Origin of the sequence: Streptomyces sp. NBC_01717 (assembly GCF_036248255.1) — a bacterium.
Lineage (GTDB): Bacteria > Actinomycetota > Actinomycetes > Streptomycetales > Streptomycetaceae > Streptomyces.
Genome location: NZ_CP109178.1, coordinates 7,994,851 through 8,010,310 on the forward strand (window position 1 = coordinate 7,994,851; position 15,460 = coordinate 8,010,310).

9 protein-coding genes and 1 pseudogene are annotated in these 15,460 nt (G+C 68.8%); 5 read left to right on the top strand and 5 right to left on the bottom strand.

The features are described from left to right. Positions 1–174: 174 nt before the first annotated feature. Positions 175–1,221 (bottom strand): zinc-binding dehydrogenase, encoded by a 1,047-nt coding sequence (locus tag OHB49_RS36255; protein ID WP_329165120.1) that lies wholly within the window; start codon positions 1,219–1,221, stop codon positions 175–177. 134 nt (positions 1,222–1,355) lie between these two features. After that, positions 1,356–4,571 (bottom strand): bifunctional cytochrome P450/NADPH--P450 reductase, encoded by a 3,216-nt coding sequence (locus tag OHB49_RS36260; RefSeq protein ID WP_329165122.1) that lies wholly within the window; start codon positions 4,569–4,571, stop codon positions 1,356–1,358. A 246-nt stretch (positions 4,572–4,817) separates the two neighbouring features. Between OHB49_RS36260 and OHB49_RS36265 the strand changes: the two genes are divergently transcribed. After that, complete coding sequence (locus tag OHB49_RS36265) at positions 4,818–5,447, top strand: TetR/AcrR family transcriptional regulator (RefSeq protein WP_329165124.1); 630 nt, start codon at positions 4,818–4,820, stop codon at positions 5,445–5,447. Positions 5,448–6,076: 629 nt separating this feature from the next. Next, positions 6,077–8,455 carry an ATP-binding SpoIIE family protein phosphatase gene (locus OHB49_RS36270; RefSeq protein WP_329165126.1) on the top strand — a complete coding sequence of 793 codons (2,379 nt, stop codon included), beginning with the start codon at positions 6,077–6,079 and terminating at the stop codon, positions 8,453–8,455. A gap of 428 nt (positions 8,456–8,883) precedes the next feature. Here the strand turns inward: OHB49_RS36270 and OHB49_RS36275 are convergent, their stop codons facing one another. Next, the gene (locus tag OHB49_RS36275; protein ID WP_329165101.1) at positions 8,884–9,276 is read right to left on the bottom strand and encodes a hypothetical protein; all 393 of its coding nucleotides are present in this window, start codon (positions 9,274–9,276) and stop codon (positions 8,884–8,886) included. A gap of 581 nt (positions 9,277–9,857) precedes the next feature. Here OHB49_RS36275 and OHB49_RS36280 point away from each other — a divergent pair. Next, positions 9,858–10,205 (top strand): annotated as a pseudogene (locus tag OHB49_RS36280) (amino acid permease); the annotation flags it as partial. 34 nt (positions 10,206–10,239) lie between these two features. Beyond that, on the top strand, positions 10,240–10,380 hold the full coding sequence (locus OHB49_RS36285) for a hypothetical protein (RefSeq protein WP_329165127.1): 141 nt from the start codon (positions 10,240–10,242) through the stop codon (positions 10,378–10,380). A 160-nt stretch (positions 10,381–10,540) separates the two neighbouring features. Here the strand turns inward: OHB49_RS36285 and OHB49_RS36290 are convergent, their stop codons facing one another. Further along, positions 10,541–11,812: an FAD-dependent oxidoreductase gene (locus tag OHB49_RS36290; RefSeq protein ID WP_329165128.1), complete on the bottom strand. Its 1,272-nt coding sequence runs from the start codon at positions 11,810–11,812 to the stop codon at positions 10,541–10,543. 107 nt (positions 11,813–11,919) lie between these two features. Between OHB49_RS36290 and OHB49_RS36295 the strand changes: the two genes are divergently transcribed. After that, positions 11,920–13,146 (top strand): cytochrome P450 family protein, encoded by a 1,227-nt coding sequence (locus OHB49_RS36295; protein ID WP_329165129.1) that lies wholly within the window; start codon positions 11,920–11,922, stop codon positions 13,144–13,146. Positions 13,147–13,254: 108 nt separating this feature from the next. On the opposite strand, the gene OHB49_RS36300 is transcribed toward OHB49_RS36295, so the two are convergent. Then, entirely contained in the window at positions 13,255–14,745 is a 1,491-nt protein-coding gene (locus OHB49_RS36300) for a UDP-N-acetylmuramoyl-L-alanyl-D-glutamate--2,6-diaminopimelate ligase (protein WP_329165130.1), read from the bottom strand. Positions 14,746–15,460 lie beyond the last annotated feature (715 nt).

Here is a 15,460-nt window from a genome sequence, read left to right on the forward strand (position 1 = left end):
TGGGGCAACGAGCCGACTCCAGGCGGGCGCGCAGGCGGTCCGCCGCGGGTGGCTCTGAACCCCCTGTGCTTCAGGGGGCCGTGAGCGAAAGACCGTGGGCGCCGGTGCTCTGTCAAGCTCCGGCGCCCACTCACCCCTGCCCGAGGTGGTCTTGATGAACTCTCTGTTCAGTTATTAGGGGACGAGGATGAGGCGGATCGGGTCGCCGATCTTGTTCTCCAGCCGGTTGACCGCGTCGGCGGCCTCGGTGAGCGGGATGTGGTCGGTGATGGAGGGCGCCAGGTCGAGACGGCCGACCTCGGCCAGCCGGACCAGCTCGGTGACGGACTCGGGGCTGCCGCCGTAGTGGCCGCGCACCTGCTTGCCCAGGTAGTTGAAGGTCAGGCCCTCGGTGATGGTGAGGGGCCTGGGGCTGATGCCGACCAGGATGAGGGAGCCGCTCAGGCCGAGTGCGGCGGCGGCCTGCTCGCGGACCGCCGGCACGCCGGCGCAGTCGAAGGCGAAGTCCAAGCCCCTTCCTCCGGTGGCCGTGCGGACCTGGTCGGCGAAGTCGGGGGCGGCGGGGTCCAGGGCGAAATCCGCGCCAAAGGCCAGGGCGCGTTCGCGGGCGCTGGGCAGCGGGTCGACGGCGATGATCGGCGCGGCGCCGGCCAGGCGGGCGACGCGGACGTTGTGGGCGCCGACTCCGCCCACCCCCCAGACGCCGACGGACTGGGCGGGGCGTACGCCTGCGGTGGTGACGACGGCGGCGTAGGGGGTGGAGACCGCGTCGGGGATGATCGCGGCCTGGTCGAAGGGGAGGTTGTCGGGGATGGGGATGAGGGTGTCCTCGCGGGCGACGGTGTACTGGGCCCAGCCGCCGTTGTAGTCGATGCCGGCGGTGCGCATCTGGGTGCAGGGGCGGCTGCGCACGCAGCCGGCGCACTGGCCGCAGGTCTTGCCGGCCTCCAGGGTGACGCGGGTGCCGACGGTCAGGCCGCGCTTGAGGTCGGGGCCGAGGGTGTGGATCACACCAGCGACCTCGTGGCCGACGGTGACCGTGTCGGAGGTGGCGAACAGCGGGACGAGGGAGCCGTCGAGCAGGTGGACGTCCGACAGGCAGACGCCTGCGGCCTTCACCTCGATCAGGATTTCACCCGGGCCCGGAACGGGGACGGGGACCTCCTCCACGGCGAACTTCTTGCTGTCCAGGTGGAAGCGTCCGGCGAGCATGGTGTCCATGGTGATCTTCCTTCTATAAGTGGCGCTTCCGGCCGGTTCGGGCCGATGGGTGCCGTGTGGTGGCTGGTGGGCTTGTGGTGGCCGGGAGGCGTGCGGGGGGAGAGGTACGCCGCACGCCTCCCGGGGTCTGGGGGTCAGGCGAAGACGTCCTGCTGATAGCGCTCGTCGGCCTCGAGCTGGGCGAGCCACTGCTGGGCTGTCTCGTCGTCGGCGCCGGTCCGCTGGCGGTAGATCGCGGCCAGGGCCTCGCGCACGGCGGGCGCCATCCGGCGGCCGTCACCGCAGACGTAGACGTACGCGCCGTCTTCGATGGCCTGCCACACCGTGTCGGCGGCATTGGCGATGGCGTTCTGCACGAACCGGGCCGGGTGACCGGCCACCGCGGAGAAAGCGGTGTGGACCTGCGCGATCCCGGACTGCTCCCAGTTCTGCATCTCCTGCTGGTAGAAGTAGTCGTGCTCCGGGTGGCGGCAGCCGACGAAGACCTGCGACAGGCCCACCGCGGTGCCGTTCCCCTGCTGCGAGGCGCGCTCCTCCAGGAATCCGCGCAGCGGCGCGATGCCGGTGCCCGGGCCGATGAGGACCAGCGGCGTGGCCGGGTCGGCCGGCGGGGCGAAGGTCGGGGAGGGCACCCGTACGTAGCCGTAGAAGACGTCTCCGGGCTCGAGGCCTGCGATGTAGGACGAGCAGGTACCGCGGTACTGGCCGTCGCCGGACAGGGCCGGGCCTTCCAGCAGGCCGACGGTCAGCCGCACCTGGCGCGGGTTGGCCAGCGGGGCAGAGGAGATGGAGTAGAACCGCGGGCGGATCGGGCCCATCATCTCCAGGAAGACCGCCAGCGGCAGCTCGACCGCCGGGAAGCGCTCCAGCAGGCCCAGCACCGAGACCCGCTTGCCCAGGATCTCAGTCTGGTAGCGCTCCTCGGCCTCCTCGGTGTCAGCCGTGTAGGCCTGCAGCTGCGGCCGGGTCCACGGGCACTCGGTGTGCTCGGTCAGCGTCTGTATCTGGGAGCGCGTGGCTACGTCCTGCAGCTCCAGGAACTCGGTGAGCAGCAGGCCTGCGGTCACGGGGGTGCCCACCGGGAGGTGGGTGCGGCCGCCTGCCGGCAGTTCCAGGCGCAGGACCTGGTCGCGGTCGACGCCGAGGCGGGCGAGGGCGCGGTTGACCAGGGCCGGCTCGTTCTTGGCGAAGACGGCCAGGTGGTTGCCGGTGTCGTAGGTGACGCCTTCCGGCAGTTCGATGGTGATGGACTTCGCGGCGGGGCGCGGCGGCTCGATGCTGAAGTCCCACAGCCCGGTCGCGTCGCTGACGAGTTCCTCGTTGGCGACGACGGTCAGCGAGTAGGCCTGCTCGGAGACGATCGCGGGGCGCACGTCGGCCTCGGTCAGCAGCTGCACCTGGTAGCGCGGGCCGCTGGCCTGGGAGGTGTCGGCCGCGTACTCCTCGGCCAGGGTGGTCCACAGGGTGTCCATCCAGCGGGTGGCCATGCCGTCGAAGTCACCGGCGGCATCCGCGATGCCGCGCTGGATGATGGGGGTGGCGCCGGCGGCCAGCAGGCCTGCCTCGATCCGCTTGGGGAAGCCCTGGTAGGTGGCCACCCACTGGGTGTTGCCGGCACCCAGCAGCGCGAACTGCACGTTGGACAGCGAGCCCTCCGGGAGTCCGGCGGCGAGCAGGTCGTCGAAACGCTGCGAGTTGTCCGGGGCCTTGCCGTTGTAGCTGGAGGCCACGACGACGAGCAGGCCCTCGGTGGGCAGGTTGTCGACCAGCTCGTCCAGGCCGACCAGGGTGGTGCCGAACCCGGAGCGCTCGCTGCGGTCGGCGATGGTGCGCGCCAGGTCCTCGCACGAGCCGAGGCTGGAGCCGTAGGCGACGGTCAGGTTCACCCCGACACCGCTGACCGTGGCCTGCGCCTGCGTGTCGTCGGTCTGCAGGTCCACTGCGCCGAAGACGGTCCGCTCGTGGTCCCGACGGGACCGCACTTTCAGTTCGAAGCCGCCGGGCTTGCGCGTCAGCGCCTCCTTGACGTCCATCTTGTAGTCGTCGGTGTCGGCGAACTTGAACTTCTGCAGCACCAGTGCGAGGGCCAGACGGGCCTCGGTGAGCGCGAACTGCCGGCCGATGCAGGCACGCACGCCGTTACCGAACGGCTTGTAGGCGTGCGGGTGGTGGTTGACCCGGTTCTCCGGCAGCCACCGCTCGATGTCGAACTCCTCCGGCCGGTCCCACGCCTTGGGGTGGGTGTGCAGCGGGCCCTCGAGGAGGTTGACCTGTGTTCCCTTCTTCAGCTCGTAGCAGCCGCCGATGACCGTGTCCTCGATCGGCGACTTGCCGATCATCGGGATGGGAGCCCACAGACGCAGGGTCTCCTCCAGGATGCGCGGGATCACGTCCATCTGCATGATCGTGTCGTAGTCCGGGACAGTGTCGCCCGGCAGCAGCCGGTCCACCTCGGCGTAGGCCTGGGCCAGCACCTGCGGATTACGCATCAGCGAGTACGTGGCGAACGACAGCAGACCACTGGTGGTCTCGTGACCGGCGATCAGGAACGTCACCACCTGGTCGCGGACGTTGTCGTCGTCCAGCCCCTTGCCGGTCTCCGGGTCGGTGGCCTCCAGCATCAGACCCAGCAGGTCATCCTCAGCGATGCCCTTCCCCTCACGGCGCTCCTTGATCACACTCTCGACCAGGTCCCGCATCAGCTGGATGTTCGCGCGGTACTTCTTGTCATCGGCCTTGCGCATCTTGGTCATCATCGGCAGCTCCTGCGAGCGCCGCAGCGACTCAACCAGCGCCTCCAGCAGCGCTTTGAGGAAGGGGTGCAGATCCTCCTTGGCGAAGGAGTCGAACCGGTAACCGAACCCAGACAGGGCGATGGTGTCCAGGGTCAGCCGGGTGTAGTCGTCGGTGATGTTGACCGGCTGGCCCTCCTTACGCTCCCACTTGCCCACCAGGTTCTGGGCGATCTCCAGCATCTGCCCGTAGTAGCCCTTCATGGCCCGCTGGCTGAAGGCCGGGAGGAGGACTCGGTGCGCCATGCCCCATTCCTCCTCGTGCTGGTGGGCCGTGAACAGACCGGCTCCCGTGTAGTCCCGGACATGGGCCAGCGGCGTCTTGTCGATCTGCTTGAAGAACCGCGTCTCGTCGCAGACCTCGGCCACCAGGTCCGGGTCCCAGACGAAGACCTGCTCGATGCCGGCGATCTCCAGGCCGTAGAGCCCCTCGGGAAACTGCTTGGACAACTCGCCGAAGTACTCCACTGGGTTGGTGCTGGGGATCTGCGGCGTGTGGCCGAGGAAGGGGACCCTGCGCGGGGACCGAATGGGGCGAAGGTCGTTCGACGTGGTCATGGCTTGCTCCTTTGGGTGGAGAGGGATAGGCAGGGGCGCCGGTCGATGCCGGGATGTACCTCAGAAACATACGCCGTATGGAAGAGAACCGTACGCCGTACGGAACGTCGAGCGCAACCCGGGGCGCGGGAAGTGTCTGCTCGGTCACGGTGTGGCCGAGCCCATTTCCGTACGACGTATGGAACCGATACCGTACGGTGTATGACAAAAGCGAAGCGTCCCCAGCGGGGGACAAGGAAGAGAGACGTGCCTCTGACCGAGGCCGGGATCTATGCAGCCGCCCTACGGCTTATCGACGCGGACGGGGTCGAGGCGCTCACCATGCGCAAACTCGCGACCGCGCTGGATGCGAACCCGATGTCGCCGTACCACCACGTGCCGAACAAGGACGCCCTGCTGCGCGGAGTGGCGAGCATGATCGGCGCCCAGTTCCGCACCGTGACTCTGGAGGACGCTCCCTGGCAGGAGCGCCTCCGCCTGCTCGCCACAGATTTCCGGACACTGGCGTACCGCCACCCCAACCTCATGGCCTACTCATTCAGCCACCCTGACTTCATCCAGCCCGACGACCCGTTCTGGGCCGCGCTCATCGCGACACTGGCTGCCCTAGGGGTACCGCCCTCAGAGATCCAGCAGATCGCCGCTCTCATGTGCGCCGTCGTCATCGGTGTCCTCATCGCCGAACTCAACGGTGCGCTTCACCAGTGGTCGAACCTCAAGCCCACCGCCCCCGCTTCCGGCGAAGACGGCGAAGACGGGCCCCCGGACGGAGCCCCTGACGAGGACCGCATGTTCCGCCTGGTGCTGGACACGATCATCACGGGCCTGGAAAGCCGACTCACCGCCAATCGTGACGGCCAGGGTGCCAGCCATTGAGTCCTGAGGCATTGCGTGCGGCCTGGGGCAGGCCCGTGACCGAGCGAGCTCGGCCTACGCGTGGTCACAGATTCCCCCTCGCCGGCATCCGAACCAGGTCGACGTCGTCATCTTCCACAGGGTCCGCGGCAGCGAAGGTACGTCCGAGGCGTCCCAGTACCTTTGCGGCCGCTGGGGCGTGGCGCAGTTGATGGGGCTCGTCGGGTCGGACAATGCCGCCGCGCGGTCGTTCCACTCGCTCCTCACGGTCGAGTACGTCCACCGGCGCACCTCCGCCACCCGCACCGAGGCGCGGCTGAAGTGACTCCATGCAGTCCACGGCAGCACCGATGACAGGTGACCGTCCCGCCGACGCTCGCTACCGCGCCCGGGCGAAGACCGCTGTGGCGGTTCGCCGGCGTCGGAGCTGGGGCCACCCAAAGACCAGCAGGGACTGACAGCACCTACGGCGGGCCAGGCTTGCCGTCTAGCCCTCTGCGCCCAGCCCCGCATCCAAGGCGCGACATACATGATCACGATAATCTGGGCAAGCGGCCACAGATCCCCACTCGCCAGCATCCGACAGTGGAGTGAAAAATGGGCACGAAAGGAACGACTGTCCGGCGCTGGATTGCCAGAGGACAACGAGCATGATCAGTCCGAAACCTGGCGGTTGGCCGTACGCCTTCGACGGCCTGGCCACCGCCGTACTCGACAGCCGGGGGACCGTGCTGGGGTGGACCGAGACGGCGGCGGACCTGACTGGGCTGACGGCCAAGGATGTCTGCGGCCGCCCTGTGCAGGAACTGCTGGCCGACCTCCCGGGCGACGCGGATACGGCCACGGAGATACCTGCATTCGGCCAGGTACGGCTGCGCCGCCGTTCTGGAGAGATCATCCCCGTCACATTCCGGGCGACGCGGGTTACAGGGTCTTCCGATCTCCTCGTCGTGGCAGCGCCTACACAGAACGTGTCCGATCAACAGCAAGGCGTAGAACTCCTGCGCGCGTTTTCCTCCCAGGATCGGATCGCAATCGCCCTGCATGATCGGGACCTGGTCATCGTGCACAGCAACAACGTGTCGGGCGTCTTTGGCTGTCCCTCCGTGCCGCCGAGGGGCCGGCTGCGCGACGTGCTGATGGACGGGGACGCTGAGGAAATCGAAATGTTCCTGCGTCAGGTCCTCGACACGGGCGCACCGTTGGTCCGCAGGGACCAGCCAGTGAGGTGGCAGCACGACCAGGCACGGCAGCGTGCCATGTCACTGTCCGCCTTCCGCCTCGAGGACGGGCGGGGGCGACCGACCGGAGTGGTAGCGCTGTACATCGATACCACTGATCAATGGCGGGCTCGTCGGGACCTGGACCTCGCTCGTAAGACGGCCGAGCGCGTCGGGGGGTCCCTCGATGTCGTGCGCACGGCGCAGGACCTGGCGGATGTAATGGCGCCGGCCTTCGGAGACTTCGCCGCGGTCGATCTCGCGGAGGCCGTATTCGACGGTGACGAACCCGCGATGCGGCTGGGCGGTGGAGATCTTTGTCTACGCAACGCTGCGATGGCACCGGCCGCCGAGGGGTGGCCGGCTGGCATCGAGCGCGGCGACCCGGTTCCACCGTTCCTCGATCACCCCATCCTGCGCAGTTTTCAACACGGTGAGACGGTCATCCTCAGCCGCGACGAGTACATTTCTGTGATCGGCGATCCGCAGCTGGTCGAGTTCCTTCTGCCGAAGGGCTGTCATTCGGTGATGGTGGCGCCGTTGCACGCTCGCGGCCTCACGCTCGGCGATGTGTCCGTCTGGCGCGTCGGTTCCTCCGTTCCGTTCACTGAGGACGAGGCGGATCTCATGGCTCAGATCGCGTCGAGGGGCGCACTCGCCATCGACAATGCCCGCCGTTACACGCGAGAGCACCGGGCGGCTGTTGCATTGCAGCGACGTCTTCTTCCTCCGGCCACGACCGACGCTCCGGCAGGCGAGACTGCAGGTGTCTACCTGCCCGCGGGCGGCGGAGCGGAGATCGGCGGCGACTGGTTCGATGCCATTGCTTTGCCTTCTCTCCGGCTGGCCCTTGTCGCCGGGGATGTCGTCGGCCATGGCATGCCCGCGAGCGCCACCATGGGACGCCTGCGCGCCGCCATCCAGACGCTCGCGGACCTCGAACTCGAGCCCGACGAGCTGCTCACCCGGATCGCGGACTTGGTCCAGCGCCTTGCGACCGAAGCCCCACCGGCAGACCAGGACACCGTCGGTGCCACGTGCCTGTACGCGGTCTACGACCCAGTCACTCAATGCTGCACCCTGGCCAGTGCCGGGCATCCGCCGCCCGTTCTGGTCCGGCCCGACGGGACCGTCGAGGTGGTTGAGGTCTCCCCGGGACCACCACTCGCCATCTGCGGCATGCCGTATGAGACCACCACGATCGACCTCGAGCCGGGTAGCGTCCTCGCCCTCTATACCGACGGGCTGATCGAACGGGAGGGCGACGACATCGGCCAAGGGCTGCGGCACCTGATGGACACTCTCGCCGCGACCTGTCGGCCGGAGCGCCCTCTGGAAGAAACCGGCGCGGCTCTCCTCGCCAACCTGGCTGACCAGGCGCCGCGCGACGACGCGGCCCTGCTGCTGGCTCGCACCCGCGCCGTCCCGGCGAAGGACACCGCTCAGTGGCAGATCCCGGCCGATCCTGCCGCCGTCTCCGAGGCCCGAGCATGGACAACCCGCCAACTCACCAGGTGGGGGCTGGACGACCTCCTGTTCACCACCGAACTCATCGTCAGCGAACTGGTGACCAACGCCATCCGCTATGGTCGTCCGCCTGCGGAACTGCGTCTGATTCGCCACGACGTTCTGGTCTGCGAGGTCACCGACTCCAGTCCCACCCAGCCTCGCCTGCGGCGTGCCGCAACCACCGACGAGGGAGGACGTGGCCTGTTCCTCGTCGCCCAGCTCGCCATGCGCTGGGGCTGCCGCTACAACCCAGGCGGCAAGACGATCTGGGCCGAGCAGCTCGTCGAGTACCCGCACTGAACCGCGGCCCCCTCGTTGTGCTGCAGGCGACGACGCGGTGAGCGCGGCTCCTGCGCAGTGAGAGTCGCTGCGCGCCCTTTAACGCAGATTGTTTGCACATAGTCATTAAGTGCGGCTGGGTTGACCTGGCCCATTGAAGTGAGCGAAGACCACGCATGACAGCCGCGCCCACGGCCACTGACAGCGCCCGTTCTGCCACGGGCCGAGCCTGGCTGAGGTCGTAGCGGTCCCGGTCGGCGGGGCCCTCTGAGCCGAGGAGCACAACGGTGAACTGTGGGGTGCACGGGTTCCCCCTGCCCCTGGCGGTCGCCGAGCATGGCGACTCGCAAGTCCGTTCCGGTCAGGTGCGTTCGCGGTCGATTCAGGGCGCGCACAGCCTGCCGGCGATGCGAACGGTTTGGGCCTGTGGGCGCAAGGTGGTGTGTGTCTCAGTGGTCGTTGTGGTTGCGGTTGTGGTGGTTCCAGTCGCGGGCGTCGTGTTCATAGCGGTTCCAGTGGTGCCGGTACGACCTGTCGAACTTCCAGCCGCATTCAGTGTCATCCCAGCGGTAGCAGTGACCATCGCGGCTGTATCGGGTCGAGTCGTTGACGCGGTCGTCGTGATGCCGGCCGCGGACTCCGTCCCAGCAGTAGCCCTGCTCGATCAGGTAGCTGACACCGTGGTCCCAGCGGTAGTCGGTGGCCTTGACGCTGACGGCCGGACGCTGAACGTGTGCGAAGTCAGGAGTCGCGGCCGAAGCGGTGCCCCCGGCACCGAGAACGGCAACACCTGCCACCACTACGGAGGTAGCAGTGAGAGAGAGGCGCTTCTTGAGCTTCATGGTCATTCCTTCCGGATTGGTGCAATCTGCACCATCAGTTGCTTGCGCAGGCGATGTGATGCGCCCGGCGTCCTCGAAGAGTGCCTTTCCATACGCCGTACGGAACTGCCCTTCATTAATACCATACGGCGTATGGAAGTGTCGAGGGCGACTCACGGAAGAGGGGCTAGGGCGGACTGGGTGTCCGTCTAACGAGCAAAAAAATTTCCCTCGGCCAGTCACCTGGGCGCTGTGGCAGTTGCATCTGCTCCTCGGCCACGGAGTACGACCGTGGGCAGCCATCCACACGTATGGTTTTGGCCAGCTTGGCGGCTGGTGCACGCTCACGGAGCCCGAGTGTGGATACCGCAGGTCAGGAGAACTTCGCATTCGCGGGGCCCGTGGTTCTCCCACGGGAAAACGGCGGGGAGCTGAAGCGGCTTGAAGCGGGCCAGAACGGGTTGATGCGGGCCGAAGCGCTGAGTGTCTAGCCTGGTCAGAGGGAATTCGCAGGTCAGCGCGCCGCAAGGGGCCCACTCGCAATCGGCTCCGGCCCAAGCCCCGGCCTCCGTCGGCACGGAGCACCTTCCGTCCCCGGGGGAGTGGGCAGCCGGCACGCCCGGCGCCTCGGGCTTCCGGTCGCCACCGCGCTGGTCATGGGAAACATCATCGGCGGCGGCATCTTCCTGCTCCCCGTGTCCGTCGCCCCGTACGGCACCATCAGCCTCGTCGCCTTCGGTGCCATCGCCCTCGCGCTCGTCTTCGGGCGGCTCGCGCAGCGCGACCCGCGCACCGGCGGGCCGTACGTCTACGTGCGCGAGGCCTTCGGTGATTTCGCGGGCTTCCTGGCCGCCTGGTCGTACTGGATCACCTCCTGGGTGAGCAACGCGGCGCTCGCCGTCACCGCAGTGGGCTACCTGGACGTGCTGCTTCGTGTCGGGGCAGCGCGACCGGGTCCGCCCGGCTCGGCTCACCCGTGACGCCGTGCTCGCGCAGGCCGCCTTCGGCTTCTCCATGTGGCTCCTGGCGGGTTCCGGCTACGCCGCCGTCTACCAGGGCGTGCTGTTCCTCTTCGCGGGTGTCCTGGTCTACGCATGGATGTCGGCCCGCAAGGCTCGCGCCTGACGCCTCGGCGGGGCCGGTCGGCCGACCGGCCAGGTGGCGTCGGGCGCATCGGAATGCATGTGCTCGATGTGCCGGCGGGTCGTCAGGCGCAGTCCTGCACAGCCGCGTGCGGGAAGCGGGACGGGCGCGGTGTCCGCCCCGCCGACGCGAGGTGTCCCGCTCAGCGCACCGACGCGGCCGGCGGGCGCTCGCGCAGGGCGCCGTAGGCGAGGAAGTACGCCGGCAGGCGGTTCAGCCACCGTGAGGTCGTGATCAGCTCGCTCAGCCGCTGGGCGCGCTTACGGCTGCCGAACGCCGGGCGGCCCGACAGGACCGGTTCGATGACGTTCGTGTGGGCGAAACGCTGCAGGGCCTGCGTCGCGGCGGTGGTCGGCCAGCGGCGGCGCTGGACGCGGCGTACGGTCCGCAGACCGACCGCGCCCGCGCGCAGCGGTTCGACGAGATACCGGGCGGCGGCCACCGCGTCCTCGACGGCGAGGTTGATGCCGATGCCGAAGACCGGTGACATCGCGTGTGCCGCGTCGCCGATGCACAGCAGTCCCGGGCGGTGCCAGCGCCGTAGGCGGTCGAGACGCACGTCGAGCAGCTTCACGTCGTCCCACGACCCGAGCGCCTGCACCCGGTCCGCGAGCCAGGGGACGGCAGCCGTGAATTCGCCCATGAACCGGCCGAGACCGGCGGCCCGGCGCCGGGTGTCGGTTCCCTTGGGGATCAGTGCGGCGCACTGCCAGTAGTCTCCGCGGTCGATCATGGCGCTGAAGAACCGGTCGCCGACGCCTCCGACGAGCCCGTGCGGGTCGTCCTCCCGCCGCGGCAGCCGGAACCACCAGGCGTCCATCGGGCAGGTGAACTTCCGCAGTCCCAGTTCGGGCAACGCCCTGGCCAGCGAGGACCGGCCATCGCAGGCAACGGTGAGGGTGGCCCGCAGCTCACCGGTACGGCCGTCGGACGTGCGGTACCGGACCCCCGTGACCCTCTCGCGAGATCTCGGCCGGGCTCGACCAGGAGGGACCTCGACGCGGTCCATGAGGAAGGCGGTCGCCTCGGTGTTCATCCGCACGGAGAAGGACGGCTCCCGCTCGGCCTCGTCCACGAGGAGGTTGAGCAGATCCCACTGGGGCACCATCGCGATGTAGTTGTACTTGCCCCGCAGCGCGCCGATGTTTCCGACGGTGACCAGCGAACGGTTCGGGCCGAGCGGGAGCTGGACGGTCGTCACCCGCCGTTGCGGCAGCCGGCCGAATCGCTCGGCCAGCCCCAGGTCCTCCAGCAGCGCCAGGGTGGACGGATGCACGGTGTCACCGCGGAAGTCGCGCAGGAAGTCGCCGTGCTTCTCCAGGACCGTGACCGCCACCCCCGCCCGGGCCAGCAACAGCCCGAGGACCATACCGGCGGGGCCACCGCCCACCACGCAGCACGTGGTCCGCTCCATCGCAACCGCTTCCTTCGGTGAAATTCCCGGGTCAGTCATATCGGGAGATATACCCTCAGGTCTGATAAGTCCGAACTAATGGGTCGTAACGTATCCCTGGAGGCATCATGAGCCAGCAGCCGGTCCTTCTGCCCTACGCCGACCCGGCCTTCGTCTCGGATCCCTTCCCGCTCTACCGGCAGCTGCGCGAGGAGGGCCCGGTACGCCGTGCCGTGATCGCCGGTGGCCTGGAGGCGTGGCTGGTCACGCGGTACGACGACGGTCTCGCGGCCCTGGCGGACCCCCGGTTGAGCAGCGACGTCCGCGACGCCTCGGATCCCCGGCTGCTGCGGCAGCTGCCCGTGACGGAACGCGAGTCGATGATCAGCAACATGCTCCGCTCCGACCCGCCCGACCACACCCGCTTGCGCCGTCTGGTCTCCAGGGCGTTCACGGCACGCCGGGTGGCCGAGTTGCGGCCCCGTGTCCAGGAGATCAGCGACCGGCTGCTCGACGCGGTCGTGCCGGCCGGCCGGGCCGAACTCGTCGCGGACTTCGCGCTTCCGCTACCGGTCACCGTGATCAGTGAGCTGCTCGGCGTGCCTGTCGAGGACCGGCACGACTTCCAGCGGTGGACGGACGACATGCTTCTGCGAAGGGCGGAACTTCCGGACCCGGCACTCGTGGACGAGTCGTGGCAGCGGATGCACTCGTACCTGACCAAGCTCCTGGAGACCAAGCGGGCCCGGCCCGGGGACGATCTGCTCGGCGCGCTGATCACCGCCAGGGACGAGGAGCAGCAGCTGAACGAGGACGAGCTGATCGCCATGTCGTTCCTGCTGCTGGTCGCGGGATACATCACCACCGTCAACCTGATCGGTGGCGGCATCGCGGCACTGCTGGCCAACCCCCGTCAGCTCGAGATGCTGCGGGACGATCCGACGTTGCTGCCGGGCGCGATCGAGGAGTTCCTGCGCTACGACGGGCCGGTCAACCCCGGCATCGCCCGGTTCGCGCGCGAGGACGTCGAGATCGCGGGCGTGAACATCCCGTGCGGCGCGACCGTGCTGATCGCCTCCGCCATCGCGGACCGCGACCCGGCACGGTTCTCCGATCCGGACAGGCTGGACATCACCCGGCGGGACACCGCCCACCTTGCGTTCGGGCACGGCATCCACTACTGCCTGGGGGCGCCGCTGGCCAGACTGGAGGGTCAGATCGCCATCGGAACCGCCCTGCGCCGCCTCCCGGACCTCGCGCTGGCCGTGCCCCCGGGCGAGCTGCGCTGGCGGCCGGGCGGGCTGCGCGGCCCCGAGCGACTGCCTGTCACCTTCGCCTCCGGCGGCGCCGGCTGAGAGCGCCGGAATCGAGAGCGTCCCGGCGCACAGCCCCTCCGCCCCGCCTCTCGGCACCACCTCCGCAGCCGCACCGTGCGAGCGAGGGTGACCTGAGACCGCCGCCTGTTACCGCTGCGCGGCCGCGAGTTCGCGCACCGTGGCCATGTCGCTGAACGGAATCAGCTGTTCCCCGATGATCTGGTACGGCTCACTGCCCTTGCCCGCAACCAGGACGACGTCATCCGGACCGGCGGCGGACAGGGCGAAGGCGATGGCCCGGCGGCGGTCCGCGAACCTCTCGAACCGGGTGCCGGTGGCCACGAGCCCGGGCGTGATCTGGTCCATGATCGCCTCGGGGTCCTCGTTCCGTGGGTTGTCCGAGGTGAGGACACACAGATCGGAGTGGGTCCCGGCGATCTCGCCCATCTGCGCGCGCTTGGTGGCGTCCCGGTCGCCCCCGCAGCCGAACACGGTGATGACCCGGCCCGGCGCGAAGTCCCGGATGGCGGAGAGCACCTTGTCCAGGGAGTCGGGGGAGTGGGCGTAGTCCACGATCACGGACGAACCGTGGGGGGTCTCGAAGCGTTCGAGCCGCCCGGGGACCGGGGGCATCCGGTCGAGCGCGGCAACCAGACCCGCCAGGTCGTGCCCCAGGAGGTGGCAGGCCGCCACGGCGGCCAGCGCATTGGCCACCGAGAACCGGCCGGGCACCGGGATCGCCGCGGGGTACTTGCTCCCCGCGTGGTGGAGGGTGAAACGCGTACCGAAGGCGTTCATGCTCAGGTCCGTCGCCCGGTAGTCGGCCTCCGCGTCGATACCGTACGTGGTGACCGGGCCTGGCATGATCCGCTTGATCCCGGCCCCCACGGGGTCATCGGCGTTGACCACGGCGAGCCGGCAAAGCCCCTGGAAGAGGCGGAGTTTGGCGTCGCGGTAGTTCTCCATGGTGCCGTGGTCGTCCAGGTGGTCCTGCGTGAGATTGGTGAAGATCCCCACGTCGATGAACGCACGGTCCACCCGGTGGTTCAGCAGGCCCATCGAGGTGGCCTCCAGGACGACGGTGCCCACGTCGTGGTCGCGCATGTGTCCCAACAGGTACTGGAAATCCGGCGATTCCGGTGTGGTCAGCACCGAGCGCGGCATCGGGATCAGTTCGTCGCCGATGCGGCTGCCCGATGTCCCGATCACACCCACCTTCGCGCCTTCGGCGATCCTCAGGACGGACTCGACCATGTACGACACCGAGGTCTTCCCGTTGGTACCGGTCACGGCCACCATGTCCATGTCCCGACCGGGTTCGCCGTAGTAGCGCGAGGTGACGACGGCCGCCGCCACCCGGGTGTCCGGCACTCGGACGACGCATGCATCGCCTGCCGACGCCCATACTGCCGCCGGGAGATCGGGCGCTGCCCTGTCGACGAGTACCGCCACGGCGCCACGTGCCAGTGCCGAGCCGACGGCCTCGGGGCCCCCTTCCCGATGACCGGGCACGGCGATGAACAGCGAACCCGATGAAACGCGATGGGCGTCGAAACAGGCCCCTGCGCTGATCCTCGTATCCGGATCGCCGAGGAGGACCTCGTGATCGTGACCGGCCAGCAACTCCCTCAACTTCATGCAGGGTCCTCTCGAAAATGCGACACGCCCCTTCGGCCGTCGCCGAAGGGGATGCCGACGGCACGCCGAGGAGCTGCGCGAGTGTGGGGTGCTGCGGAACGCACAGCGAAGGGGGTGGAGAAGCGCTCCATGGGCGGAGCGGAAGCGGTGGGAGAACGCGCGGATCAGACCATCGGCACTGAAACCGTGAAGTCCGTGAGTGCCTGGCTAACCGTGACCGTGCAGCGCACGGCAGAGCGCCTTGGGCGCGACTGGGCCCAGCACGTGAGGGGCCTGGCGCAGGCACTCCCTCACTGCATGTGTGTCGCCCATGGGTGGAGTGTACGTCCCGTGGAGCGGCGCCGAATCCGCACTGCTCGCCTCGACCGGCCGGTCGGTTTGCGTTCGCGGCTGCCTTTCCGAAGTTCGGTGCGCAGCTAAGGGCTGTCCCGTAATCCCTGGTGGATCGGCGCGCGGCGTCGGATGCGGTGCATCGCAAGGCGGAGGGGCGTCCTCGTACTGGGCGTATTCGGGCGTTCCGACAACGCGGCGAGGTGCCGTAGCTGTCGTCGCGCGCCCGCCAGGGATTACGGGACAGCCCTTAGGGCTGATCGCGCACCCGTGCGCCCGGCGAAGTGGTGGCGTCGCTCAGCAGGAGGCCGCCGATGCGGGTCTTTCGCCGGGCACCACCGCGGCGACGCCGGGCGGCACGGCGAGATCCTGGGCGACGAACGCG

Excerpts from the sequence above, each read along its gene's own strand:
- OHB49_RS36255 (WP_329165120.1), bottom strand. The coding sequence starts at position 1,221 with ATGGACACCATGCTCGCCGGACGCTTCCACCTGGACAGCAAGAAGTTC.
- OHB49_RS36260 (WP_329165122.1), bottom strand. The coding sequence starts at position 4,571 with ATGACCACGTCGAACGACCTTCGCCCCATTCGGTCCCCGCGCAGGGTC.
- OHB49_RS36270 (WP_329165126.1), top strand. The coding sequence starts at position 6,077 with ATGATCAGTCCGAAACCTGGCGGTTGGCCGTACGCCTTCGACGGCCTG.
- OHB49_RS36275 (WP_329165101.1), bottom strand. The coding sequence starts at position 9,276 with ATGAAGCTCAAGAAGCGCCTCTCTCTCACTGCTACCTCCGTAGTGGTG.
- OHB49_RS36290 (WP_329165128.1), bottom strand. The coding sequence starts at position 11,812 with ATGGAGCGGACCACGTGCTGCGTGGTGGGCGGTGGCCCCGCCGGTATG.
- OHB49_RS36295 (WP_329165129.1), top strand. The coding sequence starts at position 11,920 with ATGAGCCAGCAGCCGGTCCTTCTGCCCTACGCCGACCCGGCCTTCGTC.
- OHB49_RS36300 (WP_329165130.1), bottom strand. The coding sequence starts at position 14,745 with ATGAAGTTGAGGGAGTTGCTGGCCGGTCACGATCACGAGGTCCTCCTC.